Below are 17,127 nucleotides of genomic sequence, written 5' to 3'. Positions count from 1 at the left end.
TCTCATCCCCACTCTTACTTAGCAACCCAGTCAGTTAGTTGAAAATTTGACTTTGCCAAATGTTGCGAGACTAAAAAATTCTTTGTGCCTTCTAAAAGTTTCACTCCCTCTGGCGGTAATGGTTCTTCTGATATTTGTTTGAGTGGATAAGATACTTTGATAATTTCGAGTGGGTATTTAGTAGTCTCGGCGTGGTATTTATAGTATTCTTCAGAATTTGCTTTTAAATCTTTAGTTGCTTCTGTCAAGACTGCGTTCAACTTCTCTGGGAAATTAGGCTGTTTAGCTAGAAAGTTTTCGGTTGCAACTACTAATGATGTCCCAGAAAGACCATTATGATTTGCAGAAGAATCAATCACTGGAAACCCTTGCGATTTGAGAAAAGGCCCCAAATCGCTTGAAGTTGCATAAGCTGCCACATCACCACGTTCTAGAGCAGACTTGGCCTCAGTAGTCATCAAGTGAACAACTTTTACATCTTTGGCAATTTTAGATTCATCTAACAAACCCAGTAGGTATCGATGCATATAAGAACCTTTCTGAGTAGCTATTTTCTGGCCTTTAAGTTCAGCAAGTGTGCGGGGGCCATTCTTTTTCGCTACTAACCAAGCAGTTGTATTAAATTGAGTGATCCGAATTAATCGGGTTTCAACACCCCTAGCTCTCAAAACTATTGCTGGTGTATCGCCTAAAAAACCAACATCTAATTGACCTGCTACTAAAGCCTCGTTGAGATCCGGCCCATTAGGAAATCGGGCAAATGTAATATTTTTAAATCCGGCTTTTTGCAACTCACGCTCTAATATTCCCTTACGCTTTGCCCAACCAAGTGGCCCTGTGGGTTGGGTAGTACCTACATAGCCTATGCGTAGGATAGAAGCACTAGATGCAACAACAGAGCTAGTATCAGTGGCATTTGCAGACTGAGTGGATTTTATTTCACTTTGGCTACACGCTGTAGTTAGTAGCAGTAGGAAACAAGCTCCTAATATTGACCATCTTGAAGTAAATCTATTTTGATTGATAGAACCTTTTCCTACTGCTAACGACAGCATGAATTTTTTCTCCGCTGTTCTACTTGATCTGCTTGAGTATCTGGAATGTTTGATCAATTTTTGCTGTTGATGTCCGTTTCGGCCCCCAACCAACATTTTCACGGTAACTACCTAGTAACCCTGCTTCTGCCAATTCTGCCTCGTTGACTGAACTAGAGATATCACTTTCTGGTGCAACATAAAGAGCGTCAACAGGGCAATACAATTCGCACATATAACAGGTTTGGCAGTCACTCTTGCGTGCTATCGTTGGCGGAGCGCCAGGCACAAGGTCAAATACGTTGGTTGGGCAAACATCGACGCAGATATTACACTTCACGCATCTTGACTCGCTGACCAATTCAATCACGCCGCCACCCCAACTTTAGATGAAGATTTTTCTACACCATTTAGTGGCTGTGCTTTGACCCATACTTGATCTAAGCCACCACTAATCAGGTAATGTTGCTGATGATTATCTTGCTGAGGATAGTCTAGATGTCTGTGCATCCCACGAGTCTCTTTACGTTCAATGGCACTGCTATACATCCATCTGGCTGTGGCCACCATTGCCGCTGCTTCCCGCGCTCTAATAAGCTCTTTCCCTGATGTTACCTGGGTTTGGATTTCTTGCCAAAGATAATTTAGTCTACCAAGAGACTCGGTTAAGCCTTGTTCTGTACGGAAATAATTCCGCTCGTAGGGAAATACTTCAGCTTGTACCGCCTGAATGACTTCATCAGTGGCAAAAGTTGAGGAAGAATGAGCGCTTCTTGATTGTAATGCTACTTCCCCAACTCCCTTGACACGGCGCTGAGTTAATATTTCATCTAAACTAGTGGCATATTCGGTGGCAGACTTACCTGACCAATAGCCAGAAGAAATTGCCCAAGCAGCATTGTGGCTACCACCACCAGTAAAGCCGCCACAAATTAATTCGCGTGTGGCTGCATCTCCAGCAGCATAGAGTCCTCTTACAGAAGTTGCACAGCTATCATCTAAAATTCTGATTCCACCTGTACCACGCACAGTCCCTTCTAAACGCAAGGTAACAGGGAACCGTTGAGTGAATGGATCGATACCTGCACGGTCAAAGGGTAAGAAGAAGTTGGGTTGCGCTAAACGCATAGATGCCCGCATCGATTCAGGTGCTTTATCTATGATGGCGTAAACTGGCTGTTGCAGCAATGTCTCTGCTATTACTGAACGTCCTTTCTGGGAACCTGCCCCCGGAATCACAGTACCGTCTTCGTAGGTGAAGGTTGCCCATTTATAAAAGAGGGTTTTGGTGACTGAAGAAAAAGCGGGAGAGATGCCATAAGCGTTGGAAAATTCCATGCCTGACATCTCGGCCCCAGCTTCTGCTGCCATTAAATAACCATCCCCCGTTAAGACGTTGCATCCTAACGCTTTGCTCAAAAATGCACAGCCGCCGGTAGCGATGATTGTGGCTTTTGTTCGTACTGCCCATCTGCTACCAGTCTGACGGTTGACACCAGTTGCACCACCAACAGCACCATCTTCATCAACCAATAATTCCAAAGCTGGGCTGTGGTCTAAAATCTTTACTCCTGCCCTTTTAATTTGCCGCCGCATCAGCCGCATATATTCTGGCCCTTGCAGCGATCGCCGATAGGGTTTACCTTCGTCGTCTGTAGGAAAGGGATAACCCCACTCTGCTAACCGATTGATGTTGACGTAGGTCTGATTCAGTACCCGATCCATCCACTTACGGTTAGATAAGAATCCACCCAATGATTCCCGGCTCGCCATTGCTGCTTCCCGCGCTTCTTGATCGGGTGGCACGTACCAAACACCATTACCTGACGCAGCAGCGCATCCTGTAGTACCACAGTACCCTTTATCTACGAGTACAACCTTAGCCCCACTAGATGCAGCACTCCACGCTGCCCAAGTACCTGCTGGCCCGCCTCCAATCACAAGCACATCTGCTTCTAATTTGAGTTCAAAATCAGTTGTTAACGTCTCTAGCATCAGTTAGTATTTCCCCCATCGATAAAGTTTTAAAAATCAAGTCTTCACCCCATCGATGCTGCACACCATCACAAAACTTTATTTGCTTGTAAGCAACTTGCTTGCAGCCTAAATCTTTACCTTTTTTGCTGAGGTTGCCGATAGATTAAGATTTTTACTTTCAAAATCTACTATAACTTGACGGATTTACCGTAGTTTGTACATAACAGAGTTTTTCATAGTTTCCAGCAAAAAGCAAGTATCCGATTATGACAAATTGAAAAGTAAACTTATGTAAAATGAATTTTTAATCATCCTAAAGGGTATTGATTTTTACGCAAAATTGTGCAAATATCCAAAGTTATGTCAAAACTACGAAATGTCGATAGACTTACTGTGGTTTATGTGTCAAATATCAAGCAGTTACGCAATCCAAAAAGGAATCCAATTCATATTCAAGACGTTTACCAATGTTTATCAGAATTGTCATCTAATGAAAGTAGCTCATTTTAGCTGCTGAGCATTTAATAAATGTTTGTTGAGTCTGTTTCTTTTACAAACCCAAGTGTGAGAAGATATCAGCAAAGCGTATTGGCGCTAGAGGAGATTCAGATATTTAACCTCTAAGAAGAGTATGCAATGTAGCAAACGTTTGTAAAACTTTTATTGGGATAATAGCCCTTTTAATCAATTACTACAGTCGGTTGTAACCGATTGCAATTTTGAGTGTTCAGTTTAGGAAAACAGACTTTGTTTTTAATCTTAGAACTGATTGTAAGGCAGGTAAAAAATTTTTGCCACAAGTCTCAGTTAATTTGGGATGAGCAAATGAGTAGCTACGGAACAATCGCTACCTCTAGCTTTACCAGAGAGGCTGCCAATCGTGTTTAAGATAATCATCTACAGATTACAATTTTTAGGCTGATGCTCTTGACCAAAAACAGCGAGTAGAAACTGGTGCTGAAGCATAATGCTCAAAAAACATTAATATTTAGCACCATCTATTGAGAGAAAAGAGCTTACTAAAAAATATGTCTGCCATGAAAGGCTTGCGTTTACTACAAGAAAAATAGTTATTCGCCGCCATTCTTAATAAGTTGATTACAATCGATGATTCCGTTATTACTAAACAGTGAGCGGTGTCTCGTGGCAATTCGCTATGTGTGTGTATCAACAAGTTATTGAAACTGAAGTTGTTTTACAAAAGTAAAGAAATTGGAATCAACAAAACAACTTGCAAGCATTAGAATTCCAGGAATCATCATATATACGGATGTTCGCTCTTCCACAAGCGTCTGGTAGCTACGTAAAAAGATTGACCAGTGAAATTTAGTTGATATTGTGTGAGGAACAAACAACCCATGTCTAAAGTTTTGTGGAATTATTTGTTATTGATCCCAGCCTTGTTTAGTGTAGTCTTGTCTTCGGCAGCGATCGCGGGTGAAGCAGAAACAAAAGAGCCAACACAGCAAGCAGTACCAAAAATTCAAGATATTGCTCCGACTGCTATTACCCCCGGCAGTGCGCTTGATGCTCTTGCCAAACCCCCAAAGTCTCAAAAAGATTCTAATAATTCCTTAGCACAAGTAACGTCTGTCTCAGAACTGTCTGATGTTCAGCCCACAGATTGGGCTTTTCAAGCATTGCAGTCTCTGGTTGAGCGCTACGGTGTAATTGCAGGATATCCAGATGGCACATTTAAAGGTAATCGTTCTTTAAGCCGTTATGAATTTGCGGCTGGTTTGAATGCAGCCTTAAATCGCCTCAACGAACTAATTGCCACTAACACCGGAGAACTGGTACGACGGGAAGACGTAGCAACTTTGCAAAAGCTGCAAGAACAATTTGCACCTGAACTAGCAACATTGCGAGGCAGAGTTGACAATTTAGAAACACGTCAAGCTGAGGTGGAAGCCAATCAGTTTTCTACAACTACTAAACTAGTTGGTGACGCGACATTCGTGGTTGCTGATACATTTGGCGATCGCGCGAATAATACATCCGCAGACGATACTAAAGATGAGACTCAAACTTTTCTTGGTTACCGTGCCAGACTTAACTTCCAAACTAGCTTTACTGGCAGAGACCAACTAACCACTCTCATCACAGGTGGAAGCACTATTGCTAACTTGACAAGTAGTACGGGAACTGCGATGAGCCGTTTTACCTTTGATAGTGATGGTAGGCAAGGAAGCTATCTCAGTCAGTTAACATATCGTTTCCCATTAGGCAAAAATATCACTGTTTGGATAGGGCCAAGAGCGCTTCAACCAGCTACATTTACTCCGACCTTAAATGCCCCAGTTGGGGGAATTAATGGTGCTACTTCGCGGTTTGCCGCCTTTAACCCTACTGTTTACCGACCTGGATTTGATGGAGCTGGTGCTGCTTTAGCTTACAAATTTAGTGATCAATTGCAATTAAACTTAGGTTACATAGGAACTGATAGTCAGGTTAATCAACCAAATGGTACTGGTAATGGGTTTTTTAATGCCAACAATGCGGCACTTGTTCAGCTAACCTTATCGCCAACTCGTCGGCTAGATGTTGGTCTGACCTACGTCCGCAAATACTACGGTACTGCAACTGGTTTTAACATCACTGGTGGTACAGGTAGTACTTTTGCTAGAAATCCTTTTGAACAAAACTCCACTACAACCAATAACTTCGGACTTCAATTTAATTGGAGAGCTAGTAATACCTTAACTTTAGGTGGTTGGTTTGGCTACACAATTGCCAATCGAGAAAATGGCCCCGATGACAGTGCAACTATTATTAACACTGCATTGACTATTGGTTTCCCAGATTTGTTTAAAAAAGGTAATATCGGTGGAGTTATCGTTGGTGTACCACCCAAAGTTACTAGTAGTGATTATCGCACTAGACCTGGTGCGCCAGTCAGAGAAGATCCAGATACTTCTTTACATCTAGAGGCTTTCTATACCCATCGGATAAATGACAACATTACTATTACCCCTGATTTCTTTGTGATTACAGCGCCAGAGCATAATGATAATAACGATCCGATTTGGGTAGGTAGTCTGCGTACAACGTTTACTTTCTAACCCAGAGGCTTTTCTCTGAGTTTTATACGGTAAATCGATAGATTTACAGATACTTGCAGCCTGACCTCTGATATTATTTGAAAAAGTGCCGCCAATCACAACAGCAAAAATTCGGCTTTTGTTATGGGTGTCATTACAATTAATTACTTGAGGTTCAAAGTATTCGTTTGATAGTGTTTGCAAAAACTATGCTTATAAGCAGTAAGCTGTTAGACTTTCCCCAACACAAAAAGTAAGAGCAGATTGTAACTGTTGCAGTAGATAGACTACAGACATCATTGCTCAGTCAAATATGTGATTTACTCTGAGAGCTTTTGTATTTTCCAATACAGCTATTTCACTGATAAAAGTGCCAAAATTTTTGTGAAAGGCGTTAGTTTTACAGGTAATAGTTCATTACTAATCGTCAAGCTGAGTTGATTTTTGAGTAATATCGGTTAAAATTTTGTCTATAAACTACGGTATTTCGGTCGAATTATCGTAGTTTTAAAACCTCGTACCCTGACAGAAATGCAAATTCTTTGGTTTATCCCTACTGGGTCTCACGACGGACGCTATTTAGGAACAGATATTGGTTCTCGTGTAGTTACCCCGGATTATTTGCAGCAAATTGCCCAAGCTGTAGATAATTTAGGCTATACAGGCGCATTGTTACCTACAGGGCGTTCTTGTGAAGATGCTTGGATTACCGCTGCCTCTTTTATATCCGTTACCAAACGGATGAAATTTCTGGTAGCAATCCGTCCAGGAATTACTTCCCCTGGTGCTGCTGCGCGCATGGCAGCAACATTTGACAGGATTTCTAAAGGCAGATTGTTGATTAATGTAGTCACAGGTGGCGATCCGGAACACCTTGCTGGGGATGGTTTGCATCTTAGTCATGACGATCGCTATGATTTAACCGATGAATTCTTGACAGTTTGGCGAGGCATTGTTAGCGGGGAAACAGTTGACTTTCAAGGCAAATATCTAGACATCAAAGGGGGCAAGCTTTTATTCCCACCAATTCAAAGTCCCTATCCGCCATTGTGGTTTGGCGGTTCATCTGCGGCAGCCAAACGAGTTGCTGCCAAGCATATTGATGTCTACCTGACTTGGGGAGAACCACCAAAGCAAGTAGCCCAAAAGATTGCCGAAGTTCGGCAACTAGCAGCAGAACAAGGCAGAACAGTCAGTTTTGGAATTCGGATGCACGTAATTGTCCGAGAAACCGAATCAGCTGCTTGGGATGCTGCCAATGAACTAATTAAGTATGTCGATGAAGAAGCGATCGCCAAAGCCCAACAAGCCTTAGCCACTTCTGATTCTGAAGGACAGCGGCGCATGAGTCAACTACACAGTGGCAGCCGAGAAACTTTAGAAATCAGCCCCAATCTATGGACAGGGATTGGATTGGTACGGAATGGTGCTGGTACTGCTCTAGTTGGAGATCCCGATACTGTTGCTGCTAGGATGCTGGAATATCGCGATTTAGGCATAGATACCTTTGTTCTATCTGGATATCCTCATCTAGAAGAAGCATATCGTACCGCTGAATTATTGTTTCCACGCCTACCTGTGCAGAACCAACCTGCAATAACGCCACAAGTCTTGAGTCCTTATGGCGAAATAGCTGCACATGAGAAATTTGCTAAACAACTAACGAGTGCCTCATGATAATTCGTAATTCTTAATTCGTAATTAAAGAGCTAATTACAAATTAAGAATTATGTTGACAATACTTCTAGGAAAATCCAAATTTCGATGACTATTACTCTGAAAAACAGCAAAAGCTACGGGAGATCCGTAAATACGTTCCTAGACAACCCGCAAATCGAGAAAATAGTTCCTTGGATTGTGCCAATTCTAGTACTAACGCTGTGGGAAATTGCTTCGAGAACTGGTCTACTTTCCACCAGAATTTTACCAGCCCCAAGTGGTGTAATTGCCACAGCAATTAAACTAGCCTCCACTGGAGAACTATTTCAACACATCGGAATTAGTGCTGGACGTGCAATATCTGGTTTTATAGTTGGTGGCAGTATTGGCTTCAGTTTAGGATTACTTAATGGCTTTTCTCGTGTAGCGGAAAAGTTATTGGATAGTTCTTTACAAATGCTTCGCACAATTCCTAATTTGGCATTAATTCCTCTAGTAATTTTGTGGTTTGGGATTGGTGACCAAGCCAGATTATTTCTAGTATCTATGGGGGTTTTCTTCCCGATATATCTCAACACATTTCATGGAATTCGTAGTGTTGATCCTGGACTAATTGAGATGGGAAGAGTCTATGGATTAAAAACGCCACAACTTTTATGGCAGATTATTTTTCCAGGGGCATTATCTTCTATTCTGGTTGGAGTTAGGTTCTCCTTGGGGATTATGTGGCTGACACTGATTGTGGCAGAAACTATCGCCGCAGATTCTGGGCTTGGTTACATGGCAATGAATGCACGTGAGTTCATGCAAACTGATGTGGTGGTTTTGAGTATTGTGATCTATGCCTTGCTAGGTAAATTAGCAGATGCCGTTGCTAGAGGGTTAGAAACAAAATTCTTAGCGTGGAATCCCGCTTATCAGCAGCGTAAATAGATTGCAATTACTAAGTTAGTAGTTAAAAAAGCCTTGAACTTTTGACTGCTACCTTATTTTTAGTTTCCTCAGCAAGCTGTTCAATTTCAGCAACCAAATAGTTAAATCATGACTGTTCTATAAAAGGAGTTTTGTCTCATGACTTCAACTTTGCAAGATACACATCAAGGTACACAACTAAGTGTTTTGGATTTGACAAAGACTTTTGGCAATAAAACTGTATTAAACTCTTTAAATTTAGAAGTTGCACCAGGAGAGTTTGTTGCTATTGTAGGACGTAGTGGATGCGGAAAAAGTACCTTATTGCGGCTCATTTCAGGATTGGATAAAGCAACTGCTGGTGGCATACTACTTGATGGAGAACCACTGCATAAACTCAGCCGTTCTGTAACAGTTATGTTTCAAGACCCTCGTTTGCTACCGTGGAAGCGCGTTATTCAAAATGTGGGTCTAGGCTTGCCAGATAATTGGCGTGAAAAAGCTCTGTGGGCGCTGGGTAAAGTCGGACTCAAAGATAGGGCTGATGAATGGCCATACGTACTATCTGGAGGACAACGGCAGAGGGTATCACTAGCAAGAGCATTAGTGAGTAAGCCACGTTTGCTGTTACTAGATGAGCCTTTGGGAGCTTTAGATGCTCTGACTCGCTTGGAGATGCAGCAGTTGATTGAAGATTTGTGGCTAGAGCGAAAATTCACTGCCTTTTTAGTTACCCATGATGTGGAAGAGGCTGTAGCACTAGCAGACCGAATCGTAGTAATTGAAGAGGGACAAATTTCCTTCGATATCCCTGTGAGAATTTCGCGTCCTCGTGACAGAGCCAGTGAAGCGTTTGTAAGTATTAGAGAAGCAGTTCTTGAGCGAGTAATGAGTCGTGAAGGTAATCACGCAAATCAGCAGTTATTGCAGTTGAGTAAGTAAAATTTAGCTTTGAGAGACTCTATTAGAGTTTGATAATTTCTCAAAGAACTCCGAGTTACCCTTATAATTCCAAAATTGTTGCTTATAATGTCAACAAATTTCGAGATATTAATCGAGTAGTGCTGTAGCCAACCTATGAAATCATAAGGTTAATTGACTACCATTACACTTGAGGTAGCTGTGGTAAATTAGGCTACTTCAAGATTAAATTTGACTGAAAAAATAATGCTTTTTAATGTAGAAAAAGCTTGTTAAATATCATACATATAATCATCGTAGCAGTTTTTACTTTGATAATTTTATCTATTGTTTAAAATGATAAATAATTAACAATATTTATATAAAAAGTTGTAAGGGCGTATAGCTGTAAGCCCCTACTAATATCTTTGTATAGGTATTTAGTGAAATAGGGTAAGCTTAATGAAAGTTATTTTGCCTATTGAAATCGCTCCTGATATAGAACCGCATCTATCATCTGATATAAAGGTTGTATTGGTTGATAGTGATGGTAATCTTGACGCTGATGCCAGTGATGCTGAAGTTTATTTAAGTTGGTTTTTTCTCAAAAGCCCAATTTTGCATCGAGTGTTAGCAGCAGCACCTACACTGCGTTGGCATCATGCACCGAATGCAGGAGTCAATCATATTTTGACACCAACTTATTTGGAGCGTGACATCATCCTCACCAATGGGGCAGGGGTGCATGGGATTCCGATCGCAGAATTTGTGATCACCTACATACTTGCTCATGCTAAGCGTTTGTCTGAATTGTATGCATTACACGCAGAACGTCACTGGCAAAGAGGTTTTGCTATCCAAGAGTTAACTGATGCCACTCTGCTAATTATTGGTGCTGGTGGGATTGGGCAAGAAATTGCTGCCCGTGCTAAACCCTTTGGTATTAGAGTTATTGGTAGCCGCCGTCACCCTGAAGCCTTACCAAATTTTGATAAAATTGTAGGTGCAAATGAATGGCGATCGCTTCTACCAGAAGCAGATTATGTAGTAATTGCTACTCCATTGACTCCAGAAACTAAAGGTTTCATTGATGAAACTGTATTGCGATCGCTGCCTCCCCATGCCTACTTAATCAATATTGCTCGTGGTGCTGTAGTAGATGAAGCCGCATTGACAAAAGCTTTAACTGAAGGTTGGATTGCAGGTGCAGCATTAGACACAGTAATTACAGAACCGCTACCACCAGAAAGTCCTTTATGGTCACTTCCTAACGTCTTTATCACACCTCATACTTCTGGCCATTCTCCAAGAGTCAAAGAGCGTTCAGTAGCTCTATTTCTCGATAATTTGAAGCGCTACCAAGCTGGTGAACCGTTAAGGAATGTAGTGGACAAACAAGCTGGATATTAATAGGGAATGGGGCATTAGTCAATAATCAATAATCAATATTTATTCTTCCCCTGTGTTTCCTCATCTCCCTTATCTTCCTAGTTCCCAATCCCCAGTCCCCAGCCCCAATCCCCATAAAAATTGTGAAAATAATTCTACCAATCAATCTTGCTCCTCATATTGAGCCACAGTTACCGTCTGATATAGAGGTAGTGCGGACAGATAATGAAGGTAATCTTGAAGGCGATGCCAGCGATGCAGAAGTTTATGTAAACGGGTTTTATTCAAACAACATTCATATTTATGACAAAATATTGGCACAATTACCTGCAATACGTTGGCAACAGACGCCGAGTGCAGGTGTAAATCACCTCCTCACCCCCGCTTTTCTAAAACGAGACATTATTCTGACGAATGGTACAGGGATTCATGCAATTCCAATTTCGGAATTTGTATTAACATTCATGCTTTATCACGCCAAGAATCTGCGGAAATTGCAAGCTTTGCAGGATGCACATACTTGGCCCAGAGGAGTGTTTCTCGAAGAATTAGCGGACGCAACTTTGTTAATTATTGGCGCAGGAAACATAGGTAAAGCGATCGCATCTCGTGCCAAAGCTTTCGGTATGAGAGTTTGGGGTAGTCGTCGCCATCCTGAACCACTGCCAGATTTTGACAAAATTGTGGGTGCAAATGAATGGCGATCGCTCCTACCAGAAGCAGATTATGTAGTTATTGCTACACCTTTGACACCCGAAACTCAAGGTCTGATTGATGAAGCAGCATTACGCTCTATGCGTCAGTCTGCTTACCTAATTAATATTGCTCGCGGTGCAATAGTTGATGAAAACGCATTGCTGACTGCTCTGCGTGAGGGATGGATTGCAGGCGCTGGATTAGACACTGTTGCTACTGAGCCGCTACCGCCAGAAAGCCCCTTTTGGTCACTGCCTAACGTCTTTATTACACCCCATTGTTCAGCCCTTTCCCCGCGGCTGAGAGAACGGATCACAGAACTATTTCTTGATAATCTCAGACGTTATCAAGCGGGACAGCCCTTACGGAATGTAGTGGACAAGCAAGTAGGATACTAAGATTCGATCAAAATAAGACTTACGCAAAAATTGACTTTAGGGAGGGAGACAAACGGCAGAATTTTACTACGTGGTGCTATTATTTACCACCAATGTACCGTTGTTGACAATATTACTAATAACGGTTTCGCCCTCGAAAGTACCTTGATTACCACTGATAGTGCTGTTGTTCACTGTCAGAGTACCGTTATTAAGAATACTTCCTCCATAATATGCATTATTGTAAATACCGCCTCCAGCAAATACACTGTTGCTGCGGATAGTACTGTTACTCACCGTCAAAGTACCAAAATTTAATATTCCGCCGGCTCTGTGTCGAATGGCACTAAGAAAAGGTGAAACGTCGTCAGGGCAGGGTGTTGGGGGTAGGGTGTTGGGTGTAGTGTTCCAGACAATTGAATGCGAATGCGTCAAAAAGTTCAACATCTTCTTGATTCCCTACACCCGAACCTACACCCTACACCCCACACCCAAAAGCCAGTAATACCAAAGATTTACGCTTTTCTTAGTGCCATTCGGCTCTGTGTCTTCATAGCTAAACAAATCTCCACTTGTCTGACGAGCATCGGCAATAGTCAGCCCTTCAATTGCCACAGTAGCACCTATGCTAATTTCAAAGACAATGTTTGTCTCATTTTTACCACTAACAGTGAGCAAATCCGCTGTTGTGCCGTCAACAATTAGATCATCTCTGATCAGGAGCTTACCATTAGTTAGGCTGATGATATCCCTGATACCATCAGCGAATACCCCATCAAATTTAATGACATCTTTTCGAATCTTGTATCGCTTGCCGTAGAGAACCACTAACACTGTCGTTGATGTTAGTAACAGTATAGGTATTCAATGCTGGTGATGGTAGTCCGAATCAAGGCAAAGTTCTTGGCGTTGTTCAAAGCCGTGGCAGATATATTTTTCAAGGTGAGAAAGCTGACAGCACGACCACGACCAGAGGAACCATCAGTGTCAATCAAGACGATGGTTTTGCTGCCTTGGGTTTCGAAGCGCAAGTAACCTTCAGATTCAGTAAGAGCAATAATCCCCAGTTGTCACTGCTACTTATCTTTTTAGTCCCTAGTTCCTAATCACCTAGCCCCAAATCTTAAGGAGAATATCAACCTTGGCTACCCACTATAAACGTCGTCAGGTACTACGCTGGCTTGGTGCGATGACAGGCACTACTACAGCAGTGGTTGTTACAGCAAGTTGCACTAAGAATTCTAACCAAATTGCCGCCACATCAGCAGTTGATTTGTCGGATGTGACACTGCGGGTTGCTAAGTATAAAGGTGGTTGGGATCTTCAACTGAAGTTAGCTGGATTAGATAATTTTCCCTATAAAACTCAGTTCACAGAGTTTACGGGAGGCAACCTCATGGTACAGGCGATTAACGCTAATGCAATTGATCTGGCTTCCTGTAGTGAGATTCCGCCTATATTTGCGATCGCTTCTCAAGATGCAGTGAAAATTATTGCTGCAACTAAAGGCCCGACCATTGGGCAAACTGTGCTTGTACCGAAAAATTCTACAGCTAAAACGATCGCTGACCTCAAAGGTAAGAAAGTCGGCTACATCAAAGCCACTACAGCCCATTACTTCTTGATCAAGATGTTAAAGGAGGTTGGCCTGACGTTGAAAGATGTTAATGGGATTGCTCTTTCCATCCCTGACGGTCTTTCTGCCTTCAGGAAAGGTGAACTGGATGCTTGGGCTACCTACGGTTATTCAATCCCGCAAGCTAAAAAAGATGGCGCTAGAGAGTTGAAGTCTGCAAAGGATATCCTTAGTGGTAACTTTTTGATTGTTGCAGCTCCCAAAGCGATCGCCGATACTGCAAAACAAGCTGCGATCGCTGACTTTCTGTGTAGAATCAAAAAATCGCAAGCTTGGCAAGCATCAAATTTGGAGACTTGGGCTAAGAATTATGCAACGGCAATTGGCATTGACGAGAGCATTGTACTAGAACAAGCAAAGCTAGAACAGCAACAGCGTCCTTCTCAGGTGCTTCCTACCTCTGATGATGCGATCGCATCAGAGCAAGAAGTTGCTGACACATTTGCTGAAGCTGGCGTGATTCCCTCTAAAGTTGAAGTTAAACCCCTGTGGGATAATAGCTTTAACAATGCAATTTCTCAGTGTAGTATTTGACAATACAGATAATACCGATTTAATTAATTAATGCGATAAATTTTTTGCTAGAGACGTTGCAATGCAACGTCTCTACACATGGTCTATCTATCAGTTTTAAATTTTAAAAAAATCGCTTTTTATCCTCCAATTCTTTCAGATAAGCATAAAAAGCAGTATATCAACTGTGCAACTTCTGGAGTTGTTTCACAGGCTGTTGAGTATCAGGCAAAGAATTAGCCGCCTGTCTTACCCAGTTAATTACAGTATTATGATTCACACCTGTAGTCCTTTCAATGGCCCGAAAACCCATACCGCTGAAGTAGAGTTCTAAACAGCGCTTTTTGATTGATTCTCGATATCCCAAAACATCATAATACTCAATGAATTGACGACGACAATGGTTACATATATAACTTTGCTTACCACGCCGATGTCCGTTTTTGCTAATTTTGATAGATCCACAATCAGGACATTTCATAAAACCTCGCTTTCAGCACAAAAATCCTAATTAATAGGCATGATGGTCTTAACTTCCATGTTTTATAGGCATACTTTCAAAGTGATTAAGTACTGGGGATTATGGATTGGAAAAACTCTTTTCCAATCCCCAGTTCTTAATCACTTAACTTTCAGCACCGATTTCCCCAAAGACTGGCAAATAACATCATTTTGTGGTGTGTGGATTCGGCTGCAAAGAACATCTCGGTAATGTCGTTCTAAAGGATTCTTCTTTAACAGACCTGGATTACCTGTCAGTTGCAAGCCAATCTCTACAGCACGAATCGAGTTGGTTGTAGTCAGGTATTTAACAGCTTGTGCTTGTAATCCTACGTTAGGCTCATACTCACCCTTATCAATGTCTTCTGCCAAGCTATAAATTAGTCTCCGGTTAGCGAATAGCAGTGCTTCCATCTCACCCACAGCAGTTTGGAATCGGGGCAAGGTCGCTAAAGGTTCTCCCAGATTAGTAGGTGTACGTTCATTAAGGTAACCAGTTAGCCAATCTCGTGCAGCAGTGGCAACTCCTAAATACAAGGCACTGACTGTCAAACTTCCCCAGGTAGAAATCAGCGGATCAAAGGATAACGTAGTTGATACGGGGCTGATATTTAGAGCATACTCTAAGGGAATCAATACATTTTCTAAAATTAGATCGTGACTGCCTGTAGCTCTCATCCCCAGATGATCCCAGGTTTCGACAATTCTTAAGCCAGGAAGGTCACGAGGTACAAGAAAGCTTCCTACTTGGGGTTCATCCTCATTTGTTTGCGCCCAAACAACAAAGTAGCTCAAGATGGGACTACCTGTAGTGTATTGCTTATGTCCCGTTAAGCGCCAGCCATCTTTTGTTCGTTCGGCAACTGTGGCAGGTAATCCGCCTCTAGCTGGCGTCCCTAACTCTGGTTCAACACGGGCAGCGTTAAGTAGGGTAATGCCTTCAATTGACTCACGACATAGCCGTTGGTAAACTTCTGGATGCCAGCGACGGTTACGAGCAGCATGGGCGTGTTGCAGGTAGTGCATCGTTAATACTAGTGCTGTTGAAGCATCACCACGCGCTATCCCCTCAATTACCCGGCAGATACTCGTAAGCCCCAAACCCTGACCACCCAATTCACGCGGAATGGTAAGGCTGAGAAGCCCCGCTTCGTGCAAAGCTGTGAAGTTCTCGAACGGAAAAGAACCATCTCTGTCGTGTGCCGCTGCACGGGTTGCAAAGTCCTTAGCAAGAGCCTCTACTCGCTCAAAAAGATTAGGGAGAGTTTCTAAGCCTTTATTGATAAAGGTTTCTGGCACTGTTTGCTCTAACGGTGACATGTATACTCCTTTAAAACTCACTTTACTACTTTTGAATCAGAGTTGTTTTGCAAGACAAGAGGCATTTTGTGGATATTTCTTTGCTATATGCTGAACTGAATTCAACCTAAACCTCTAAAAAGTGGGTGCATTTTAATATCTATTTAAATTATCCTCATCCTTATTAATAACAAGACTTTGTAGCAACAGTGAAGACAAATTTACCCTTGTGAGCAAGATAGTTAAGATACGTATTACACAAGAGACTGATGCTTTTATCGCAATTACTAATTAGTTGAAGCCTGAATCTTGCTTTCCCTTGAGTGTAACTTCTGATCTCTCGCTTAGATTAGTTAATGATCATTAAATACTACTAAAAACCTATCGAAATACCGGAATTTGGTTTCAGTATGCCACACATAGCTTTCTCAAAGCAAGCTATGGTATCTAAAGCTTGGGAAGTAATTTCATCTTCTCCTGATGAATGTCTGACTTTAATTGAATTTTTTTGTCCGATGCGATGTCTACGACGGGCTACGCCTACGCATCAGATACATTGGCATAGATAATAGGTGAAAAAATTGTTGCTCATAAAAACTCTTTACTTGTTAAATTTGATTTATTTATAGTTTGACTGAAACGTAGTTAACAAGATACAATTTTAGATTGTCTGTCTAATTCCTGCTCGGATCAGGTAGACATAATACAAAAGCTGGCAAAAGCTTCTCTACAGGAGATACAAACCAGCTACCTGTACGGCAACCTCAAGGACAATCCCATGACCTACGCAATTATCGAAACTGGCGGCAAACAAATAAAAGTAGAGCCAGGGCGGTTTTACGACATTGAACTGCTGACTGCCCAACCAGAGGAAAAAGTTACTATAGAGTCAGTATTATTCGTGCAGCACGACGGCGAAGTCTCCATTGGACAGCCGCTAGTCACAGGTGCAACTGTAGAAGGGACGGTGTTACGACATTTCAGAGGTCGTAAGGTCTTGGTATATAAAATGAAGCCGAAAAAGAAAACCCGTAAAAAACGGGGGCATCGTCAGGAAATTACCAGACTTTTGATTAACTCCATCACTCTAAATGGTGAAGTGTTTGCCGCTGAAGCAGGCGCAATACCTGAAATGCCTGTTCAAGATAACACTACTGAAGAAGTTGAAACCGCTGCTGAATAATAGATAAGTA

15 protein-coding genes and 1 pseudogene are annotated in these 17,127 nt (G+C 42.0%); 8 read left to right on the top strand and 8 right to left on the bottom strand.

Going from position 1 to position 17,127, the window contains the following annotated elements; genetic code table 11:
* Nucleotides 1-14: 14 nt before the first annotated feature.
* The 3 genes from WKK05_RS08310 to WKK05_RS08300 are packed head-to-tail and all read right to left on the bottom strand — an operon-like array spanning nt 15 to nt 3,029.
* A complete protein-coding gene (locus tag WKK05_RS08310) occupies nt 15-1,055 on the bottom strand; it encodes an ABC transporter substrate-binding protein (protein ID WP_341529275.1) in 1,041 nt (346 codons plus the stop codon).
* 19 nt (nt 1,056-1,074) lie between these two features.
* Nucleotides 1,075-1,404, bottom strand: a complete 330-nt coding sequence (locus WKK05_RS08305) for a 4Fe-4S binding protein (RefSeq protein WP_341529274.1) — start codon at nt 1,402-1,404, stop codon at nt 1,075-1,077.
* Nucleotides 1,401-3,029, bottom strand: coding sequence for an FAD-binding protein (locus tag WKK05_RS08300; protein WP_341529273.1), 1,629 nt, complete (start codon nt 3,027-3,029; stop codon nt 1,401-1,403). The genes WKK05_RS08305 and WKK05_RS08300 overlap by 4 nt, the downstream gene beginning before the upstream one ends.
* 1,340 nt (nt 3,030-4,369) lie before the next feature.
* On the opposite strand from WKK05_RS08300, the gene WKK05_RS08295 reads away from it, so the two are divergent.
* From WKK05_RS08295 to WKK05_RS08270, 6 genes are all read left to right on the top strand, one after another.
* Nucleotides 4,370-6,073: an iron uptake porin gene (locus WKK05_RS08295; protein ID WP_341529272.1), complete on the top strand. Its 1,704-nt coding sequence runs from the start codon at nt 4,370-4,372 to the stop codon at nt 6,071-6,073.
* Nucleotides 6,074-6,583: 510 nt separating this feature from the next.
* Nucleotides 6,584-7,729 (top strand): FMNH2-dependent alkanesulfonate monooxygenase, encoded by a 1,146-nt coding sequence (ssuD, locus tag WKK05_RS08290; RefSeq protein ID WP_341529271.1) that lies wholly within the window; start codon nt 6,584-6,586, stop codon nt 7,727-7,729.
* 87 nt (nt 7,730-7,816) lie between these two features.
* Nucleotides 7,817-8,644, top strand: a complete 828-nt coding sequence (ssuC, locus tag WKK05_RS08285; protein WP_341529270.1) for an aliphatic sulfonate ABC transporter permease SsuC — start codon at nt 7,817-7,819, stop codon at nt 8,642-8,644.
* A 138-nt stretch (nt 8,645-8,782) separates the two neighbouring features.
* A complete protein-coding gene (locus WKK05_RS08280; RefSeq protein ID WP_341529269.1) occupies nt 8,783-9,565 on the top strand; it encodes an ATP-binding cassette domain-containing protein in 783 nt (260 codons plus the stop codon).
* 420 nt (nt 9,566-9,985) lie between these two features.
* A complete protein-coding gene (locus tag WKK05_RS08275) occupies nt 9,986-10,933 on the top strand; it encodes a D-2-hydroxyacid dehydrogenase (protein ID WP_341529268.1) in 948 nt (315 codons plus the stop codon).
* A gap of 122 nt (nt 10,934-11,055) precedes the next feature.
* Entirely contained in the window at nt 11,056-12,006 is a 951-nt protein-coding gene (locus WKK05_RS08270) for a D-2-hydroxyacid dehydrogenase (protein WP_341529267.1), read from the top strand.
* Nucleotides 12,007-12,072: 66 nt separating this feature from the next.
* Here the strand turns inward: WKK05_RS08270 and WKK05_RS08265 are convergent, their stop codons facing one another.
* Genes WKK05_RS08265 through WKK05_RS08255 form a run of 3 tightly spaced genes read right to left on the bottom strand, consistent with a single transcriptional unit; the run spans nt 12,073 to nt 13,016 of the window.
* Nucleotides 12,073-12,432 (bottom strand): hypothetical protein, encoded by a 360-nt coding sequence (locus WKK05_RS08265; RefSeq protein ID WP_341529266.1) that lies wholly within the window; start codon nt 12,430-12,432, stop codon nt 12,073-12,075.
* A 24-nt stretch (nt 12,433-12,456) separates the two neighbouring features.
* Nucleotides 12,457-12,819: a hypothetical protein gene (locus WKK05_RS08260; RefSeq protein ID WP_341529265.1), complete on the bottom strand. Its 363-nt coding sequence runs from the start codon at nt 12,817-12,819 to the stop codon at nt 12,457-12,459.
* Nucleotides 12,820-12,830: 11 nt separating this feature from the next.
* Nucleotides 12,831-13,016: a hypothetical protein gene (locus WKK05_RS08255; RefSeq protein WP_341529264.1), complete on the bottom strand. Its 186-nt coding sequence runs from the start codon at nt 13,014-13,016 to the stop codon at nt 12,831-12,833.
* Nucleotides 13,017-13,126: 110 nt separating this feature from the next.
* On the opposite strand from WKK05_RS08255, the gene WKK05_RS08250 reads away from it, so the two are divergent.
* Nucleotides 13,127-14,155 carry an ABC transporter substrate-binding protein gene (locus WKK05_RS08250; protein ID WP_341529263.1) on the top strand — a complete coding sequence of 343 codons (1,029 nt, stop codon included), beginning with the start codon at nt 13,127-13,129 and terminating at the stop codon, nt 14,153-14,155.
* A gap of 223 nt (nt 14,156-14,378) precedes the next feature.
* Here WKK05_RS08250 and WKK05_RS08245 read toward each other — a convergent pair.
* Together WKK05_RS08245 and WKK05_RS08240 are read right to left on the bottom strand one after the other, a co-directional pair.
* Nucleotides 14,379-14,615 (bottom strand): annotated as a pseudogene (locus tag WKK05_RS08245) (IS1 family transposase); the annotation flags it as partial.
* Nucleotides 14,616-14,755: 140 nt separating this feature from the next.
* The gene (locus WKK05_RS08240; protein WP_341529262.1) at nt 14,756-15,955 is read right to left on the bottom strand and encodes an acyl-CoA dehydrogenase family protein; all 1,200 of its coding nucleotides are present in this window, start codon (nt 15,953-15,955) and stop codon (nt 14,756-14,758) included.
* 757 nt (nt 15,956-16,712) lie between these two features.
* Here WKK05_RS08240 and rplU point away from each other — a divergent pair.
* On the top strand, nt 16,713-17,117 hold the full coding sequence (rplU, locus tag WKK05_RS08235; protein ID WP_341529261.1) for a 50S ribosomal protein L21: 405 nt from the start codon (nt 16,713-16,715) through the stop codon (nt 17,115-17,117).
* Nucleotides 17,118-17,127: the final 10 nt, after the last annotated feature.

The sequence above is a fragment of the Nostoc sp. UHCC 0302 genome (assembly GCF_038096175.1).
In the GTDB taxonomy this organism is placed as follows: domain Bacteria; phylum Cyanobacteriota; class Cyanobacteriia; order Cyanobacteriales; family Nostocaceae; genus UHCC-0302.
The sequence above is the reverse complement of the archived record's forward strand: the minus strand, read 5'-3'. Positions and strand labels throughout refer to the sequence as shown.

Excerpts from the sequence above, each read along its gene's own strand:
- WKK05_RS08295 (WP_341529272.1), top strand. The coding sequence starts at position 4,370 with ATGTCTAAAGTTTTGTGGAATTATTTGTTATTGATCCCAGCCTTGTTT.
- ssuC (WP_341529270.1), top strand. The coding sequence starts at position 7,817 with ATGACTATTACTCTGAAAAACAGCAAAAGCTACGGGAGATCCGTAAAT.
- WKK05_RS08275 (WP_341529268.1), top strand. The coding sequence starts at position 9,986 with ATGAAAGTTATTTTGCCTATTGAAATCGCTCCTGATATAGAACCGCAT.
- WKK05_RS08310 (WP_341529275.1), bottom strand. The coding sequence starts at position 1,055 with ATGCTGTCGTTAGCAGTAGGAAAAGGTTCTATCAATCAAAATAGATTT.
- rplU (WP_341529261.1), top strand. The coding sequence starts at position 16,713 with ATGACCTACGCAATTATCGAAACTGGCGGCAAACAAATAAAAGTAGAG.
- WKK05_RS08240 (WP_341529262.1), bottom strand. The coding sequence starts at position 15,955 with ATGTCACCGTTAGAGCAAACAGTGCCAGAAACCTTTATCAATAAAGGC.
- WKK05_RS08280 (WP_341529269.1), top strand. The coding sequence starts at position 8,783 with ATGACTTCAACTTTGCAAGATACACATCAAGGTACACAACTAAGTGTT.
- ssuD (WP_341529271.1), top strand. The coding sequence starts at position 6,584 with ATGCAAATTCTTTGGTTTATCCCTACTGGGTCTCACGACGGACGCTAT.
- WKK05_RS08300 (WP_341529273.1), bottom strand. The coding sequence starts at position 3,029 with ATGCTAGAGACGTTAACAACTGATTTTGAACTCAAATTAGAAGCAGAT.
- WKK05_RS08265 (WP_341529266.1), bottom strand. The coding sequence starts at position 12,432 with ATGTTGAACTTTTTGACGCATTCGCATTCAATTGTCTGGAACACTACA.